Here is an 18,018-nt window from a genome sequence, read left to right as displayed (position 1 = left end):
CATTGGTTTAGTATAACGGGCTACCGGAAGTTAGTGGATATCTATTCAGAATACAGTCATCCCCTGGATGGTTTTTAAACTTCATTAACTTCATTGTCTTTATTGGAGCCAAAGCAGACATTATGATGCCTGTGGAATTGGTGATTGAGTCGGTTTGTGCTTTAGCCCTGGTCAATCCAGTACTGCGTGCACCTTTTATGATCATCGTCGCCGCTCTTTTTCTTTTATTAACTTATATCAAGTTTGGTGTATCTGCCACCTGCCCCCCTAATCTGGAAGCTATGCCCACCTGGACTTAGGAATTACTGTTGACGGAGTATTGTTGCCATAGTCTGTCTTGAGTCTTTATCACCTGGGTACAATGCCGAGACGGCCCAGAATACGCTAGAACGTCTCTTAGGAAGAGATATTTTGGGGTAAGACTTCCTTCTTTACCCAGTTTGTGATCGCCGTTGTTGTCGGTTTTCTCTTAGGCCTTGTTTATTGTGCTAAACTATACCCTCGGTAAATATAATCACCTCGTTGCTATTGAAAGCGGCCTGACATTGTTTTTCTATGTCTTTATTTTACCCGTCGTGTATTATGTAAGAATATAATTTTTAATTATTTTTTTGAATTTTAGAATTAAAAACTTCCACGGTTTAAGATTTTATTAACATTAGTATGTTACTCTTTAAATTTAAAGTAAGAATGGTTAACAGTGTGGGATGGTTATTCGAAGTATTCCTGAAATTTTAGAATTTTTGATCCAACAAAATCTTGACCAAATTGATTCTGGCGTTTCTAAAGTTTACACACATTATGAATATTTAAAAAATATAGCTTATGAATATAGCTTAATATAGCTTATGAATATAGCCTATGAAAAAACTAAGAAACTGTGGACGAAAAATAGAGCTGAATCTTCTTCTACAGAATTATCTCCGGTAGCTGAAATGAAGTCTTTTGAGAAAGAAGTAGCAGGACCTGTTACGCACTAAATTTGAGAAATAAATAATTGGTAAATTAAAGGGAAACGGAAAACGGTTTTTTTATGATGTCCGTTGTAGCTAATAGTAGTAGAAATTATTTTTGAAGAGAAATTTTTGAATAGTTGTTTAAATGCATCAAAAGCAAGAAAGGATGATTCTTGAAATACTCTGGTTCAGGAGATCTTTGACATCCAGAGTAGAATGAACTTCATGATTGGGTTTGCTTCTTGGATGATAGCGGTCAAGGCCGTTGGTGAAGATCAAAAAAGCAATGAAGAAATTTATAGAATGATTCATCCTTGTAATGAAGAGACCTAGAAACTTGATGGTACCTCTTGGATGGACGTGACTGACGGTTCTAAAGAAAGGAAGCAATACTACTTCAGAAATACAAGAATTCCGATCAGAAGTACAAGAATTCCGAAAAGTATCAAAAAATCTAGAAAGCTCAAGAAGCTGTTAAAGATTCAGATCTCCTATTTGTCCTCATAAAAAAAATTAGATCAAGAAAATAAAGAATAAAAATAAAGAATATATAAAAATTTTGAATCAAGAAATTAAAAAAATGAAGCCTCCGGGTCTTGTAAAACACACAAAATAGCAGAAGAAAAAGAGATCATGCTACGAAAAAATCCTTCGTTCAAGAATTACAAGGCATTCTTACAATACATTTTTTTGAAAAATCACTGTTGTATCAACGAACGCAGGCCAGGGACGTTATGAGCATGTATCAACAAAGATTGAATCTCATTGTAAAGATGGAAACAAATCTCTTCATCGAGATCCTGCATGGAAAAGTGGAGTGGGTTTGTTGGTTCAAATACTAACTGTTTTGGGAATCCCGGTGAGGCTCGTTTATAGCAAATACAAATATGCAGAAAACAGTGTCGGACCATTTTAAAAAAAAAATCAACAGTTTCTGCATGAGGCATAAAATCTCTCTTATCTCTTGTAAGAAAGTTAATATTCATTTGTGAAATGATCAGTCTACGTTTTTTCTGAGTACTCTCAGGCTTTACTCATGTTGAGGAATATCATGATTACCAAAAACAGAGGTGCTATTAGTAATCCGGAAGAGCAGTTTGAGAAAGAAAAATATGAGAAGTTTGATGATGGTTGGGACAATAACGCAGAAGATGAATCGCTGTCTCGATTAGAAACGACGCTCTTTAAAGATAATGCCAAAACGGTTATTACCTGTAACGATTCTCCAGATATTGGTTTTAAATAATCGATTAATCCGTATCAGGGTTGTGAGTATGGCTGTATTTATTGTTACGCGAGATCCAGTCATGCTTATATGAACATATCGGCAGGACTCGATTTCGAAACGAAAATCTTTTATAAAGTTAACGCGGCGCAATTACATACAAGAGAAATTAACAAGCCCAGTTATATCTGTAAATCCCTTATATTAGGCGCTAATACTGATCCTTATCAGCCGGTAGAGAGAAACTTAAAAGTAACTCGTAGTATTTTAGAAGTCTTGAATGCCTATGATCACCTAGTGAGTATTATTACTAAAAATTCAATGATCGAACGGGATATCGATCTTTTAACAGCCATGGTAAAACGGCGATTAACAACAGTAGCGATAAGTGTTACTTCACTTTCCAATGAATTAAAATAAATATTAGAACCTCGAGCTTCCACACCTAAAGCTCGATTAGCAGCTGTTTCACATTTAACGACAGTAGGTATTCCCGTTCGCGTGATAGCAGCTCCGATGATACCTATGATTAATGATAAGGAATTAGAGAATATCCTAAAAAAAGCAGCGAGTGAAGCGGGAGCAAAGCATGCGAACTACACTCTGGTTCGTCTGCCCTATGAAATTAAAGATTTATTCAAAGAATGGCTTGCAGAATATTTCCCCGAACGGGGCGAGCATATTATGAATATTATCAGCCAAATGCGCGGAGGTAAAAAATATGATTTCACCTTTGGATTACCGATGTGGTGTTTATCAGGGAATATTTTCGGATTTACTCGAAAAACATTTTTATTTAGCTTGTAAGCGCTATACAATTAAATGCTTATATCGTTCCTGTACCAACCGTAAGATTGCTGGAGTGTGAGGGTGAATGTTTCAACGTTGATCCAATAATCATGCGGATGGTTCTTTATTATTAGTGATATTTTAGTAGATTTTATTTTCGGTAAGCTTTGTAATTATCGCTTATATTTTGATGTGGATCATCGTGCCAGAGGCACTAGAGCAAAGCGAAGGCGAGACGATGCACTGGAAAGACAAACAACCCATTTATAAACAGCTTAAAGAGAAAATTATTGAAGTGATTGTAGATGGAAGCTATCCCGAAGGAGGGGGGTGATTCCATCGATTAGAAAAATCAGCATGGAATATCAAATCAATCCCCTCATAGTATCTAAAGCTTATCAAAGCTTGGTAGATGAGAAAGTAATTGAAAACAACGTAGAATTGGAATGGTTGTCAAATCGGGCGCCCGTCACAACGGCTTTTAGCTAATGAAAATAGCCTTTTCAATTAGTTCAAATTTACTCTGACAGTTAAATTTACATTTAAGAGTGTTATTATGATTCTACAGCGTTCTGGGAGATAATCCGAGTAAAGCATCCGCCTGTTTAGCTGTTTTTGCTCACAATAAATAATAAAGACATTCGTTTTTGCGTGGAGATAAATTTAAAGAAGAAATTGGTTGATTTAGTAAATAACTATTTCTTACTTCTTTTGTTAAACTGTTTTCTAGAATTAGCGAGGCACGTTTTATTAAATATTTATTGAGTAGAGATACTTGACTTATTACTCGAATAAAATTCTTATTTTTATCGAATATGCCTTGTTTATCAGTAATCAGTGTCCAAATATTTCCATTTGCATAGCGGTAGATATCTAGAATTTTTAATTTTTTTCTCTCGCTTTCTTATTTTGTTGCCTGAAATTTTCAGAAAATAGAGAAGCTTCACATTTTAAATCGTCATCATATATACCAATAATTTCATCGATCGAATTAAAATCCCATAGTTCCAAAAAGTTTTTTTGAGGAAATGATTAACTCTTGCTATCTTTTACCATTAAATAGACAGGAAATTGCTAGAAAATATGTTCAGGGATTTTAAGTAAAGGCACTAACAATATTATCTATTTTATCTATTTCTTTTTAGGCTTTCATTTCGCCAACTATGGGCTTTACGTTTCATCTATTATAATCTATTGATTTAACGACATCTAAGATCTCTTAGTTTGCTTACCTCTTAAAAGAAAGCTTCCTTTAAGGAAGATTTTTTAAAGCGCGCTAAACTATACTTACTGCCGCTTTCCTTAACTCGTCTCTTCTTAGTTCCTCTTCAATGATAGCTTTTTCTTTGCTGACTGGAAAATGCTTGTTGTGCTTGCATCGAAAGAAGGGTTTGCAGGGTTGATCGAAGGAAGGTGTTCGGATTAAAGAGCTCTTCTCTTTCGGATTGCCTATTCTCTTCTAGATTGGAAAACCCAGCATTTCTTCTTTCTGTGGATTTACTTCTAATACTTCTCCCTAATTTTATAGTATGGATAAAGATAACACGTCTAGATTAAAATACTATTAACATAGCGGACATCATTTACTTAGTAAAAATTACTTATAGGTGGCATAGTGCCGTTAAATCTGTGGCCGGGTAGGTTAAATTAAAGGTTAAAGGATATGGTGGATTACGCGCCTATTCAGAGGAGGAAGGTAGGGTGATTAGTGCCGTTAGGCACGTAATCCACCCCCATTAGCTTGTCATATGCTAAAGTTTATAAACACCTTTTAGAAGCTCCTTATAAGTAAATGAGAAATATGAAAATCCTAATAGTGGGTAGTGGGAGCTAGTGAGAAAACCGTTCAAAAACTCTTGGAACATCTGTCAGACACAAACTACAAATCCTAGAATATTTAACATGAATGGTTGAAGCTTTTAATGAAAATCCAGTACAGCTACCGTTAATTTTTGATAAACGCAGGACTGGGGCTTTGGGGGCGTGAAGGGGCACTCTTCCGAAGATGAAGAGGAAGATGAAGTAAATTATAAATTATCGTTGTGCTGCTTCTTCTGCGTAATTATGGATAATTAACTACCGATTGATTTCGGTGATGTGCCGAAAAGTGGTACGCAGGGGTGTATTAAGCCTAATTAGTTGAAAATATCTTCCAATTTATTAGGTCGATTAAAAATTTTATTACTAAAGGTAAATATCCTTATAAAGGAACATGTCCCTTTTGTAATTATAACTTTCATTTTATGAGATATAGCGGGATGTCTTAGGCGTTCCCACATTTTTATTATAATATCTGCTCAAATGTAATTTTAAGGAAATCTGATTTTAAAAAGGTTATGTAGAATAATATATCTGAGGATTTATTGGAAGATATAGTCCAATCTTTTCCTAATTCTAATTGTGAAGCGAAATTTTCTTCTGGAAGCAAATCCAAAATGTCCTCATTGTAAAAGTAAGATACCACACCGTGGTATAATAATAAATAGATTAACAGATCCTCATTTAATTGTTATGGAAGGTACGAAAGCATAAAGGTACGAAAGCATATTTAAATAATAGAGAGACTGTTATTTAACTCCGCTTTTTAAGCGACTCAAGGCTTCCATCGTAATACTCAGATAAGTGGTGACCATCCATTGAGGAATTCTGTCAAGATAATCTGAATATTTCGCTAAAAATTGTTGATATAGTTTTTGAGGTGAGTCCTAGAGAAGACTCAATTCATGTTATGTTATAATAAATCTTCCAAAAAAGTGCTATAGCATTTTGCGAATGTAGGATTTTTTTCAATAAATTGGTATTATTCCTTAATGTCGATTGCATAGAAAATCAAGCCATCAAGCGCTTCTGCGCCGTAAAAGGTGTTGGTTTACGCTTAAATAAGGGACCTATTCGCAATGACTAAGCAAGCGTTACCATTAACTTTGTTTAGTGTCTCTTTTAATAGTGTCTCTTTTAAAATTTCCAACGTTTTAATTAAATTCTTATCATTGAATTTTAGATAATATCCAAAATTATTTGGCTTATATAATGAAGATAAATTGTATAGCATAGATCTCCCCATATAATGAACGCATTTTTTAAAAATAAAAGAACTATTTTGACTAAATTGTAATACCAATCTCTTACGAAAGGAAATTTAGTTGAAATCTTTTTAATTTGATCTAAATTAATCATTTTTATTGAAGACTTCCGTGTGAACGCAATATAGCTACCAAATTCTTAAAAGATTATTAAAAAAGGAAAAATAATAAAATAATTAAACTTGCTAATATTAGAATGTTGCATTTGTAGCAGATAAGGTGGGTGATTTATGTTCTGAAATCGTTTTCTTAGGTGGATTGTATACGGCTCTTTATTATTACCGTTTCAGTTTCACCAGGTGTTCGTTATACGTTAGATATTGATTGTATTGTCGATATGATTTTTTTAAAATCATTATCATCATTCATCGTCCCGGAGCATAGATATCTTATAGGCTTTGAGTGGCATTGGTATTGTGCTCTTTAAATCTTCTGATATCTTTTAGCATCTGATTTCTATTTATTGCTATTGCATGACTTTTTACTGAAAAAATTGCTGCTTTGTTGATAAGATGTTTGATGTACTGTGAACTATAACCTTCTAAATCCGATGCGAATTCTTCCATAAATTCATCATTGATACTCCTCGTATTATAAACAAGTAAATGATAGATAAAACTCTACAAGAGCTCTTCGGTTTTCATGATTAGGAAGTGGAACTTTAATAATTTTATCAAATCTTCTTAGACGCTTTAATGGAGGGGTCTAAATATATCAGGAGCATTAGTTGCGCCAATTACAAAAAAAATTTTCATTCTTCCTAGACCCTCCATCCATCTGAATTAGCAACTCACTCAATACTCTACGATTCGCATCACTATCATCATTAGAGTTAAGACGTGAGCCTATAGCATCAATTTCATCTATAGAATAGTAATACTTAGTCGTGATTCTCTTTTCGCTCTTTCTCGCATTCTCTCAAATGCATCACGTACATTCTTTTCGGAGAGTTACCAAAGTATGGATTATTAAATTGCGTTGCACTTGACAACCACCATATATTGGCTTCTTCAGCTACTGCCCCAACAAAGGCTTGTTTTCCCAGTGCCTGTGGGGGTATCAATAGACCTGGAGGCATTCTAGCCACTATCTTTTCGTAAGCTTCGAAATTTTTCAGAATTTCAGCGCATTCTGTTATTTGATCTGTAACCTTACCTATTATCGTGCCAAAACCTCTAACATCTTGATATTTTTTATGGGTGTATGGGATATTTGGATTTATTTTTATAAGCGCTTCTGGGGTGGAACTTTTAGGCTCTGGAGTGGTACTTTTAAATGCATTTGTTTTTTTATCTGCAACGGTAGGTGTAAATGCACCGATCTTTCTAACATCTCTAATATCTGCGCCTGGACTATAGACAACTTTATACCAAAATGATAAGTTTCTATGCAATTGGATTGATAGAGTAGTTCTTTTCAAGGCAATAACTTCGCTTAAGCTAAGGTGACATAATATGTACCCTATCTTGATATAGTATACGCCAGCGATTTTTATTTTAATAATATTAAAGCAAATTACACATTAATATTATCTAACGAATCAATTAAGATGTAATATAATGATTGATTCTACATAGTTGGATAACATAACAAGTTGCTGTTAACAAAATCTTAGTGGTAAAAATAGAACGAACTCACTCCCGCAAAAGTCACGCAAAAATACAGTGGGTAAAGTGGTTAACTTGGAAGTGTTGTAACACTTTAATTTAACTACCGAGGGAGGGACTTGAACCTCACAGTGTTGCCACCACCGGATTTGAATCCGGCGCGTCTGCCAATTCCGCCACCTCGGCTTGAGGGAGGTTAGTATACCATCAGCTAATTCCTAATCAAACTCAAGAACTCAGCCCGAGTTCGCTCATCTTTTCGGAAAGTACCAAGCATCATGGAGGTTGTCATGTTAGAATTTTGTTTTTCTACCCCTCTCATCATCATGCAAAGGTGTTTTGCCTCAATAATGACGCCGACTCCCTTGGCATCCGTGACTTTAGCGATAGATTCTGAAATTTGCTTGGTGAGATTTTCTTGGACTTGTAAGCGTTTGGCGTACATATCCACAATACGTGCAATTTTTGAAAGACCGATGATCTTGCCATTTGGCAAATAAGCTACGTGGCATTTGCCAATAAAAGGTAGAAGGTGATGTTCGCATAGCGAATAAAGCTCAATATTTTTAACGATAACTATCTCGTCCATATCGGATTCGAAAATGGCGTTGTTAACAATCTCATGCAATTTGTCTTGGTAGCCGGAGGTAAGAGATTCTAGGGCTTTCTGAAAGCGGCGAGGGGTTTCCCTTAAGCCTTCACGATGAATATCTTCCCCCAGGTTGATTAAAATAGCTTCAACATGTTTTTCTGTGGTATTGGTCATTTTCTAGATTTCCGATTGTCTTGTAGAGTTTCAGGGCATGCCGAAACCGCACTTCGATCATAGAGTTAGCCTGGCGGCCAATTCATTTGGCGTCCTCCGAGTAGATGAAGATGGATATGGTATACGACTTGTCCTCCGCCCCGGTTACAATTGAGTACGAGACGATAACCCGCATTCGCCATGTTATTATCCCGAGCGAGCTGAATCGCTGTGGTTATCACATGTCCTAAAAGTTGCTCATCTGATTGGGATGTATCATTAATTGTAGAAATATGATGACGTGGAATAATGAGAATATGGGTAGGAGCTTGAGGCGTAATATCGTTAAAAGCTACTACCTGATCATCTTCATAAATTAATTCTCCAAGTTCACCTTTAGCAATTTTGCAGAAAGTACATTCCATTTTTTTTCACCTTTCTAATGTGAAGCAACGCTGGTATCGCTGTGTAATTCAATGGTCTTCAAAGTGAGTAGCAATGGTATCAATAAGATAAAGATAATAGCAATGACTCTGAATCCATCCAAAAAGCCGAGCATACTTGCTTGTTGTTGCGCAATCAAACCGAGGCGGTTGACTTCTAAATGGTGTAGAAAAGTCAATTGTTGGGAGGCAACCAATTGATGAAGATTAGGATTGTAAATGGTGATGTGACTTGAGAAAGTATTCCAATTAATTTGTGTGGTACGGCTGACGAGTGTGCTTAAGAGAGAAATTCCTATTGATGTTCCGAGCATTCGCGAATAGCTATATAAACCAGCACCTTCCGTAATATCCTTTTTAGGTAAAGTAGCCAAGGAGTAAGTAGTAAGTGGTACCATGAGAAATCCCATACCAAAACCTAAGAAGGCATTATTCGCTAAAAATTCCTGAATCGATGAGTTTAGATTGATGTGTGTAAATCGAAGGGCACCGTAAATGCAAAATACTATACCGGTGGTTAAAATAATTTTAATGTTAATATATTTCATTAATTGTGGCACAAATATCATAGAAACTGAGCTAGCAATTCCTAAAGGCGCCATCGTCCATCCTGCGGTTAGAGCCGGATAATTAAATAAACGTTCTAATAAGATAGGTTCTAAGGTAATTAAGCCAAATAACGAGCCGGAAAATAAAGCAAGCACCAGGCAGGAAATTCTAAAGTTGCGATCTTTAAAAATTTTTAATTTAACGACTGGAGAAGAATGGGTTAAACTTCGAATGATAAAATATATCGTACAAAAAATTGCCATTACCAAGAGTATTAAAATTAGATTGGAATTTAGCCAGTCATTTTCATTACCCTTGTCGAGAAAAATTTGTAGAGCACCAACGCCAATGACCATTAAAATTAGCCCCAACCAGTCAATACGTTGATAACGACGTTCTGTTTCGGGAATTACCATTAGCGTCGATGCTAAACCTAATAGGCATACTGGAAGATTAATATAGAAAATCCACCGCCAACTCATATGTTCTGTAATAAAACCACCTAAAGCGGGTCCGCATACCGGCGCAGCCATAATTCCAATTCCCCAGATAGACATCGCTTTGCCTTGTTCTTCCAGGGGAAAAGTTTCTCGTAAAATAGATTGAGATAAGGGGATAAGGGAAGCGCCAAAAAGTCCTTGGAAAACTCGGAAAATGACGATTTCTGATAAGGATTGTGCAATTCCACACAAAACGGATGCTACCATAAAACCACTGATATTCGTTAAAAGTAATTGTTTTTGACCGATGCGACTGCTAAAAAATCCAGTCAGAGGCAACATAATGGCTGAAGAGACGATATAGGAAGTCGATACCCACGTAATTTGATTTTGATTAGCTCCGAGTGAAGGCATTATGTAGGGTAAAGCGACATTAACGATGGTAGAATCCAGCACTTCTAAGATAGCAACTATCATAATAGTTGCGATAACGAGCCATCTTCGGGAATAGAGATTATTGTTATTTATTAGTATGGCAGTCTTCATAATTAGTGAACGGCAGTTGTGTCAATAGTAACAGTGCTGCTTGCTCCTAAGCGGAGAGGATAATTAGGTTTTCGATCGGTAATAATGATTTTTACAGGAAACCGTTGAGTCACCTTAACCCAATTGCCGCTAGCATTTTCCGGGGGCAGTAAGGAAAAGCTCGTTCCACTATCTTCGCTAATGCTCGCAACGTGCCCAAGAAAAACTTGATCAGGATACATATCAATTTTAATGGTGGCTGATTGACCGGATCGAATATTTTCAAGTTGCGTTTCTTTAAAATTAGCCGTGGCCCACCAAACTTTATCTTCGATTAAGGCGAATAAAACTTGATAAGAGTTAACATTATCGCCTCGCCGCAAGTTAAAATTAGCTATGAAGCCATCGGCTGGAGCAACAATATGGGTGTATTCTAAATCGAGGCGCGATTTTTTATGGCTGCCTTGGCTAATCGCAATTGAGCATTTTTATCATCAATTTGTCCCCGTTTCTCAATTAATTCTTGCAGTTGGTTTTTGGCTGCGGTTAATGCGGCTTTGGCTACATCTAAATTTTTAATGGCAAGGTCGCCGTCTGCGCGGGAAACAAATTGTTTTTTCATTAAAGCCAACATACGATGGGTAACAAGACGAGCATGAATAAGTTCCGCTTTCCTTTCGGCTACTACTGCTTTGGCTGATTGTACAGCCATATCAGCGGCTTGAATTTTCTGTTTGGTCTCATCGAGCTGTGCACTAGATTTGATAAGCTCGATGGTGAATGGAGCTGGATCAATATCAAAGAGAGGTTGATTTTTCTGGACGTGCTGGTGGTTACGAACGTACACCTTAGCAATAGTGCCACTGATTTTAGGAGCGATATTAATTACATTTCCCTGAATGTAGGCATCGTCCGTACTGGGATAACGCTTTTCATGGCGCCAGTAAAAATAACCGCTGATAAGCAGAATGGCAATGAGCGAAAGAGGCAAAACAACTTTAATGATTTTCTTTATCATAAATGATCTTCTTTATCATAATGCGGGGCTATCTTAGCATAAGAGGTGACTTTGATAAATGAAGCTCCCGCGGTCAGGATCTTCATACTTTGAGTGTTACTCTAAGAATTTCATTAAGAGAAGGCGAATTTAATCCTCTTATGGTAGGATAAGGTATTGATATTAAGTGGATGAGTAAAATTAAGTTGTGAGACATTATTTGCCGTTGATGGGTATTGATGTCTGGCGTTTTCGAACGTCGGTTTTATTTGAATACTACAGGTATGATTTATTGGACTCTCAGAATCACCAAGTTGGTGTTTTGCTGGCTGATGCGGTATTGCTAAATGAGGCAGAGGCTCAATTAGTAGAAAAAATTGCAAAAGCTACGAAAAAGCAAGTTAGAGGTGGTCTTCAAACGGGTCCCTGGGAGTCCAGTGAATTAGTGGAATGTGTCATTTTATTAGGTTCTCGGGTCACCTATTTAATTAATTCCGCGAAGCAATCGCAAATGCAAATAATTAGAAGCTATTCTCCAGCAGATTTATTGCAAAATACAGCGTTAAAAGTTCAAACATGGAGCGACTTAAAAACAGCCATAAAGTTGATGAGAGAATGAAAATCCATTCTCTCACGGAGCAAATATATTAAGGATCTCGTTGAAATCGCAAAAATCAGTATGCCGTATCCTTGGTCTGAAAAAAATCGTGATTGTTTGAAAGATCAGTATTTCGGGTGGATTTTGGGATACGATAATAAAGTCTTTAGTTTTATTGTAATATTATTACAACACGCCGAATGCTAATTAATGCCAATTGATGAATATTGCTGTAAAACCTCAACATCAAAGAAGAAAGTTTGCTGAATGTTTGTTGATTCAAGCGATGGATTTTACTAGAGTACGTTTAGCTACTCGTATTTTATTAGAAGTGCAAGTTAGTAATGAAGTGGCTATTGATTTTTATAAAAAAAATAAGGGCCATTAAAATTAGAATTCGGAAAAATTATTATCCTGCACAAAATGGTCAGAGAGAAGATACGGAAGTGTTCATTTTGAATTTATAATCATCATTGTTGACAGGAATTGTTATAGCTGAGGATCTTAGCTGAGGATATTAAAACCGTTATTACAGAAAATAAGCTCTAAAGGAAGGTGATTTGGGAGATCAAATCATATAATTATTTCTGGGGCAATATTTCTGGGGCAATGCGGATTTTCACCTATGAGTAAGAAAGGAAATGAAATAGTGCTGGCTCGTATAGAAGTGGATGATTATTTTGGAGAGCAGGCTTTATTGACAGCAAAACTAATTAGGCGCAATGTCAGTGCTAGAACTTTTAATAAAGTAGTGAAAACTTTTACTATTTCACATTCTGTTTTTCGACAATTTCTCAAAACTAATTCAAAATTAAAGGAATTATTAAAAGAATAGGGGCAGAAACAATTAATATTTAAATTTACTAAGCAACTTCAAGAGGAAGGAAGGCACACAAAAATTAGCAATGTCGATTTTTAAGTGCATCCAGCATTTTTCAAAGAGAGAAGTCTTTTTTAGAGAAGGAGATAAATCCGACAAAGTTTATTGACAAAGTTTATTATTTATTAAACAGCACGGTAGAAATATAATTTCTTAAGGGTGAAGGCCGAGTAATATCGAGACCATTAATTAATCCTGGGTAATTTTTTTGGTGAGTTAGGTGTTATTGAAAAAACCTCACGTTTAGGAATAGCTATTGCTGCAACAGATGTGACAGTGGCAGTTAGTTATTGATGCAAAAACATTCTAAATTTTATCAAAAAACTAATTTAAAAAAATCTCATTAATTCTCAGACTGGTTTGTATGAAGTTCTATCTGTTGGTTTAGTAGCTTAATATCAGCAGTTTTTTAGAGCACCTCACGATCACCATAACCATTCGAAAACTAAACGATGAGATCATTATAGCCTCTCGAGTGATTGGTACCGATATTTTTGCGATTTATTATTTGGGAATTAAGGAAATCCCGCAAAGAATCATTCCAAGGGACAGAAAGTCAATGGAGTGAGATTGAATTAGCTGATAATAAGTTAGTGAGTGTGGGCCAGTGGGATGATCTTGACCAAGTTTTTCGATTGGTATATGAAATGTCTTTGTTTACTTCAGATGAACTACAGCATTTTTTTAAAACGGATCAGTTGAATGCGACTGATGTGTCTCTCGTACAGAGTGATATATTGTGTGAATGTATGCAAATGAAGTATCGAGTTATTCAAGATCCGATCACACAGAGAGTAATTACTTTAGATGCAATTTCAAAAAAAACCGTATCAGGGACTGTATGCAGCAGTTGTCATCCTAAAATTAAAAAGTTATTGGGTTAGGGGAGTTGGACGTATGTTAAAATTATCAATGTCATAAAACATAATGAAGAGATTAAAAATTAGCAATTATAACACATGGAAAATTCGTTCTTTTGATGCGGGACAACTTGTAGTTGTAGAAGCCAATATTAACGGGCTTATGATTACACGTCTTTATACATTAATTTCTGTCTCAGAAAATAAAGATTTTTATGAGATTACAGTGAAACATAAAAAATTTGATTTTTTCTCCTTGACTTTTCTCGTACGCTGAAATTAAAACAGTTTTACGAATTTTCGAACCTCAAGGTTCTTTGATCTTTCAGGGCGAAAAAAAGATCTAGCTCTTTGTTTTATGGCTGGCGTTGGTGTTACGCTCACCATTGCCTTTGCTCGTAAATTAATTAAAAGTCAAGGTGAACGAAGATCACATATTGATTAATCCATATCGCAGCCTATTAATTTAATTTTTCGGGAGGAATTAAAGCAATGGACAAAACATTATGACTAAATCTAAATCTTTTTAAGAATTACTAGACAAAAAGGGCATATTAGAGAATTGAATGTTCAAGGATTAATTGTACAAGATCCCAAGGCTAATTTTTTATCTATGGTCCCAAATCGTACGAGAATGTGGTTAAAATGCGGTTAAATCGATGCTAGAGAAAGCGAGGGTATCCTTTGATAAAGTTTATATTGAAGAGTTTACACACTCGGGAAAACCTCTTCCGTTGGTAATTTAATTTATGTAAAAGAAAAAATATGGCTTCTGTTCCTACGGTTAAGGATCCAACATTACTCTTTTTTTTACACTTTCAAAAGGATTATTAAACTTATTTTAAAAAATTATAGGATAAATATAGAGATATTTTTTATAAATATTATCATGGACAATCATTATTATGTTTATAATCCTGACTTTGTTGAGAATATTTTAATAAATAATCGGGATAATTATCGAAAGAATCCTTATTTGGTAAAATTAGAACCTTTTTTTTATAGATAAGGATAATTTGTTAACAATGAATAACGTCGCTTAATAGAAAAAGACCGAGGACTCAAAAAAACTTTTTGATAGCAAAGTTTATTTTAATCAATATATCGAAACAATTTCTGCTAAATGTAAAATAATGTTGATTAATTGAGAGAAAAGCTTGATTGGCAGCTCGAATATGATTTTTTGATGAGGAAATGGACCGGCTAGTTTTAAATATTACAATTGTAAAAGATACTCTTTCCCATGATATTGATATCAATATTGAAACATTGGTAAAACGTATTCTTAAAATTTTAAATATGATTAGAGATAAAAATATGGCTATCACACAGCTGCGATGGATTTTATCCACTAAGAAAAATTTCAATATCAATATGATATTAAATTTGCACGAGCTTCTGCTAATAGGGTAGTTCTTGAGAGGTTATATCGTCATAGAGATTATGATAATTTATTAGGAACTCTACTACATTCATATTCTATTACTAACGAGGATTCTTCAAAGTTTATCTTAGTTCGAAATCATGTAGTGTTTTATATGGTTGGGTATCTTACCAGTGTAGCTGCTCTTTTGGGGACTCTGGTTTTATTATCTCAAATCCGAACACTCGTCAGAAAATTTCTGAAGAAGTGGTGGCAGTTTGTTCTAATCTCCTTGCTAAATTATTGAGATTTTGAAAAACTAACTTATATTCAAGCAGTGGTTTTAGAAGTATTGCGATTATATACACCTGTTGTTTATATTTTGCGACAGGCTATTCCTAAAGATGAAATTAGAGAATATCTCATTCAACCAGACGACTTTTTTGATGATTAAAGTCTATCTATGAATATTGTCATCCTAAGTTCCTGAGTAATCACAAGCAATTTTATCCTCAACGCTTTCAATTTTATCCTCAACGCTTTAAGGAATTTTGATTTTCTAGAAATTTGTATTTGTATTATAGTTGAAATGATTTGTAGGCAATTTGAGCTCTATTTGAACTCCAAAAAAAATAGAAATGAAATTTTTATCGAATCTTACTATCCGGCTGAGTTTAGAAAAAAGATAATACGTAAAATTCAATTCTGTGAAGAATGAGGTACTATTTAAAAGAAATGAACTTCATTTTCCTAAATACTGTGCGGATCTGATGTCCAGCATTTATTTCTTTTGAGAGGTGAGATATTAATTCTTCTCCGGGTTTGATCCCTTCTTTTTAAGAGCAACTGCGATTGCACTGAGCGCTGCAGCACGTTCGCAAAATAAAATGTATAGCTTGGCTTTTCGTTCTCAGCGGGCGCTGCCTCTGCCAATAATGATAATGAAGTGGCAGCGATTTCTTCTGCAGTGGCTTCAGCCGTTAATTCTAATAAGGCATAAGGATGACAAGAAGATGCTTGGGTATTTTCTTCAGCCGCTTTTTTTAATTGCTCATCAGCAACGAGATTACACATAAGTTCTTCATAACTCATATCGTTTTCAGTTGTTTCTTCTTCCCTAAGTTCATCATGATGCATTTCGTTTTCTACTTGGGTTTCTATGGTATTTTGTAAATTTAGGACCTGGGTTATTAATAAATTCTAAAAATAAAGGATTTAGGCTTGTATTTAATGGTGGAAAAGGAGTAGAGTTATTACTTTTTGTAGCAGTATTTGTTTGGTTATCTTTAAAACTATTTCTAAATATCTTTGTTAAAAAGAGATATATGTTAAAAAGAGAAATAAGTTTTTTGCCATATTGATTAAGTAATCGATACATATCAGAGGGATTGTTACCCATTATTTGTCTTAACGCTCACATCAATTCCTTATTTTTTGCTATTCGCAAGAGCAATTGTCGATGTCGAAGTAAAGTCATACCATTTGCTCTCTATTCCTGTAGATTTTGGTGGGTACGGGGTAGGTAACTCTCCAACAATTTGATTAGTCCCTTCTAAATAAATTGGTTTTTACAAATTGGTTTTTACTTTTTTACTTTTTTTACTTTTTTTACTTTTTTTACTTTTTCAAGGTATTTCTTTTTTGCTTGTTGATTAGAGAAACAACGAAAATGAGATTGAGCAATATACCAATATACTTCAATAACCTTAATAAAGATTAAAAACGTGATATGATCTTGATTCTTCGTAGCCTCCTTGGTTCATTGAATTTCGGTCTAAGGTTGGGTGTTAGAACCCAGATAAGGAAATGGAAGTGAGACGTAAATCCAATTATACTCAGCGACTCGATGTCGCGACAGTAAAATGAGTATTGTTCATGTATAAATACTGGAAATCCAGCTTCTTCTTGAGTCTTGTCTTCATTGTTGGCATTTATTTCTTGTTTAGCTCTATGTGGGCTCGAGCTACTAAGCCTGTGTCTGTAAGGCCACAGCCTCTTTTGGTGGATGTGACTCAAGTCAAAACGGCCGATATTCCCAATGCTGTTAGTGCGTTAGGCAGTTTGTCTGGGGTGCGAGTCGTCACAATTAGCGCCGAATCAGACGGACGAATAGCAGGAATTCATTTTGAAAGCGGTCAAGAAGTGGATCAAGGAATGCCTATTGTGGAGCTCGATAATGTGCAAGCACAAGCCGATTGTCAGTCAGCGGTAACTGCCATGAAATTAGCTCGCACCAAATATGAGCGTTCCAAGCTATTGTTAAATCAGGCGATTTCTCAACAGGAATTAGCTACCTTGCAAGCAGATATGGAAAGTAAGGAAGCGGTGGTAAAAAGTAAGTTAGCTGCCTTAAATCAAAAGATTACAACCGCACCGTTTTCTGGCGTATTGGGTGTTTTTCATGTCCAAATAGGAGATTACGTTAAAGCTGGAGATCCCTTAGTTACTTTAATAAACACCTCCCAGTTACGAGCGGACTATCAATTGCCCGAAAATTTTTTGCCTGAATTGAAGTTAGATCAGCTGATTACTATCACTAGCAGCACTTATCCTAAAAAAGTTTTTTATGGCACAGTAAGTTTCATTTCACCAACAGTTAATTCCGATACACATTCAATCTCTATCCAAGCATTAGTCCCCAATGATATGAAATTATTGTCACCGGGTATGTTTGTGCATGTTTCTCATCAAATTTCGGTTGCTAAAAATACAGCTGTGGTTCCAGAAGAAGCTATTCAAGCCGACGTAAAGGGATATTATGTTTATAAGGTGATGGGCGATAAAGTAGCGCAGATATATATCAAAATCGGTGCCCGGTTGGATAATCAGGCACAAGTGTTAAGTGGTTTGAAAATTGGAGATACCATAGTAGTGGCAGGACAGCAAAAATTAGACGATGGAAGTGTCGTGAGAGTCGTGAAGCAAGAGGCGTAATTTATCAAGTAATTTGAGTAGTAA

Annotated in this window: 16 protein-coding genes, 1 tRNA gene and 3 pseudogenes; 11 read left to right on the top strand and 9 right to left on the bottom strand. The window is 35.4% G+C overall.

The window, feature by feature from the left end; genetic code table 11:
* Positions 1 to 122: 122 nt before the first annotated feature.
* The 4 genes and pseudogenes from B1F79_RS00975 (at position 123) to B1F79_RS00965 (ending at position 3,304) form a co-directional block, all read left to right on the top strand.
* The gene (locus B1F79_RS00975) at positions 123 to 299 is read left to right on the top strand and encodes a hypothetical protein (protein WP_251365627.1); all 177 of its coding nucleotides are present in this window, start codon (positions 123 to 125) and stop codon (positions 297 to 299) included.
* Between the two features lie 549 nt (positions 300 to 848).
* Positions 849 to 980 (top strand): hypothetical protein, encoded by a 132-nt coding sequence (locus B1F79_RS06240; protein ID WP_285896337.1) that lies wholly within the window; start codon positions 849 to 851, stop codon positions 978 to 980.
* Between the two features lie 1,027 nt (positions 981 to 2,007).
* Positions 2,008 to 2,995: pseudogene (locus B1F79_RS00970) on the top strand (PA0069 family radical SAM protein); the annotation flags it as partial.
* Positions 2,996 to 3,157: 162 nt separating this feature from the next.
* Positions 3,158 to 3,304 (top strand): GntR family transcriptional regulator, encoded by a 147-nt coding sequence (locus tag B1F79_RS00965; protein ID WP_251365626.1) that lies wholly within the window; start codon positions 3,158 to 3,160, stop codon positions 3,302 to 3,304.
* A 3,472-nt stretch (positions 3,305 to 6,776) separates the two neighbouring features.
* Here the strand turns inward: B1F79_RS00965 and B1F79_RS06725 are convergent.
* The 8 genes and pseudogenes from B1F79_RS06725 to B1F79_RS00930 all read right to left on the bottom strand — a co-directional run bounded on the left by B1F79_RS06725 (position 6,777) and on the right by B1F79_RS00930 (position 11,380).
* On the bottom strand, positions 6,777 to 6,911 hold the full coding sequence (locus B1F79_RS06725; protein ID WP_372443094.1) for a P-loop NTPase family protein: 135 nt from the start codon (positions 6,909 to 6,911) through the stop codon (positions 6,777 to 6,779).
* A gap of 22 nt (positions 6,912 to 6,933) precedes the next feature.
* On the bottom strand, positions 6,934 to 7,473 hold the full coding sequence (locus tag B1F79_RS00960; protein ID WP_251365625.1) for a P-loop NTPase family protein: 540 nt from the start codon (positions 7,471 to 7,473) through the stop codon (positions 6,934 to 6,936).
* Between the two features lie 291 nt (positions 7,474 to 7,764).
* Positions 7,765 to 7,846: transfer RNA gene (locus B1F79_RS00955), tRNA-OTHER, on the bottom strand.
* A gap of 25 nt (positions 7,847 to 7,871) precedes the next feature.
* Entirely contained in the window at positions 7,872 to 8,426 is a 555-nt protein-coding gene (folE, locus tag B1F79_RS00950; protein ID WP_251365624.1) for a GTP cyclohydrolase I FolE, read from the bottom strand.
* A 65-nt stretch (positions 8,427 to 8,491) separates the two neighbouring features.
* The gene (locus B1F79_RS00945; protein ID WP_251365623.1) at positions 8,492 to 8,830 is read right to left on the bottom strand and encodes a histidine triad nucleotide-binding protein; all 339 of its coding nucleotides are present in this window, start codon (positions 8,828 to 8,830) and stop codon (positions 8,492 to 8,494) included.
* A 44-nt stretch (positions 8,831 to 8,874) separates the two neighbouring features.
* Positions 8,875 to 10,383 (bottom strand): annotated as a pseudogene (locus B1F79_RS00940) (DHA2 family efflux MFS transporter permease subunit); the annotation flags it as partial.
* A gap of 2 nt (positions 10,384 to 10,385) precedes the next feature.
* Positions 10,386 to 10,745: an HlyD family secretion protein gene (locus tag B1F79_RS00935; RefSeq protein WP_251365622.1), complete on the bottom strand. Its 360-nt coding sequence runs from the start codon at positions 10,743 to 10,745 to the stop codon at positions 10,386 to 10,388.
* 50 nt (positions 10,746 to 10,795) lie between these two features.
* Complete coding sequence (locus tag B1F79_RS00930; protein WP_251365621.1) at positions 10,796 to 11,380, bottom strand: HlyD family secretion protein; 585 nt, start codon at positions 11,378 to 11,380, stop codon at positions 10,796 to 10,798.
* A 208-nt stretch (positions 11,381 to 11,588) separates the two neighbouring features.
* Between B1F79_RS00930 and B1F79_RS00925 the strand changes: the two genes are divergently transcribed.
* The 6 genes and pseudogenes from B1F79_RS00925 to B1F79_RS00900 form a co-directional block, all read left to right on the top strand.
* Positions 11,589 to 11,978: a hypothetical protein gene (locus B1F79_RS00925; protein WP_251365620.1), complete on the top strand. Its 390-nt coding sequence runs from the start codon at positions 11,589 to 11,591 to the stop codon at positions 11,976 to 11,978.
* A 199-nt stretch (positions 11,979 to 12,177) separates the two neighbouring features.
* Positions 12,178 to 12,345: a GNAT family N-acetyltransferase gene (locus B1F79_RS00920; RefSeq protein ID WP_251365619.1), complete on the top strand. Its 168-nt coding sequence runs from the start codon at positions 12,178 to 12,180 to the stop codon at positions 12,343 to 12,345.
* 237 nt (positions 12,346 to 12,582) lie between these two features.
* Positions 12,583 to 12,792, top strand: a complete 210-nt coding sequence (locus B1F79_RS00915; RefSeq protein WP_251365618.1) for a cyclic nucleotide-binding domain-containing protein — start codon at positions 12,583 to 12,585, stop codon at positions 12,790 to 12,792.
* Positions 12,793 to 13,331: 539 nt separating this feature from the next.
* Positions 13,332 to 13,721: a (2Fe-2S)-binding protein gene (locus B1F79_RS00910; protein ID WP_251365617.1), complete on the top strand. Its 390-nt coding sequence runs from the start codon at positions 13,332 to 13,334 to the stop codon at positions 13,719 to 13,721.
* 43 nt (positions 13,722 to 13,764) lie between these two features.
* Positions 13,765 to 13,974, top strand: coding sequence for an FAD-binding oxidoreductase (locus tag B1F79_RS00905; protein ID WP_251365616.1), 210 nt, complete (start codon positions 13,765 to 13,767; stop codon positions 13,972 to 13,974).
* Between the two features lie 1,405 nt (positions 13,975 to 15,379).
* Positions 15,380 to 15,514, top strand: a pseudogene (locus B1F79_RS00900) (hypothetical protein); the annotation flags it as partial.
* A 296-nt stretch (positions 15,515 to 15,810) separates the two neighbouring features.
* Here the strand turns inward: B1F79_RS00900 and B1F79_RS00895 are convergent.
* Positions 15,811 to 16,197 (bottom strand): hypothetical protein, encoded by a 387-nt coding sequence (locus tag B1F79_RS00895; protein ID WP_251365614.1) that lies wholly within the window; start codon positions 16,195 to 16,197, stop codon positions 15,811 to 15,813.
* Between the two features lie 738 nt (positions 16,198 to 16,935).
* Here B1F79_RS00895 and B1F79_RS00890 point away from each other — a divergent pair.
* Positions 16,936 to 17,994, top strand: coding sequence for an efflux RND transporter periplasmic adaptor subunit (locus B1F79_RS00890; protein ID WP_251365613.1), 1,059 nt, complete (start codon positions 16,936 to 16,938; stop codon positions 17,992 to 17,994).
* Positions 17,995 to 18,018: the final 24 nt, after the last annotated feature.

The sequence above is a fragment of the Coxiella-like endosymbiont of Rhipicephalus sanguineus genome (assembly GCF_018687865.1).
The sequence above is the reverse complement of the archived record's forward strand: the minus strand, read 5'-3'. Positions and strand labels throughout refer to the sequence as shown.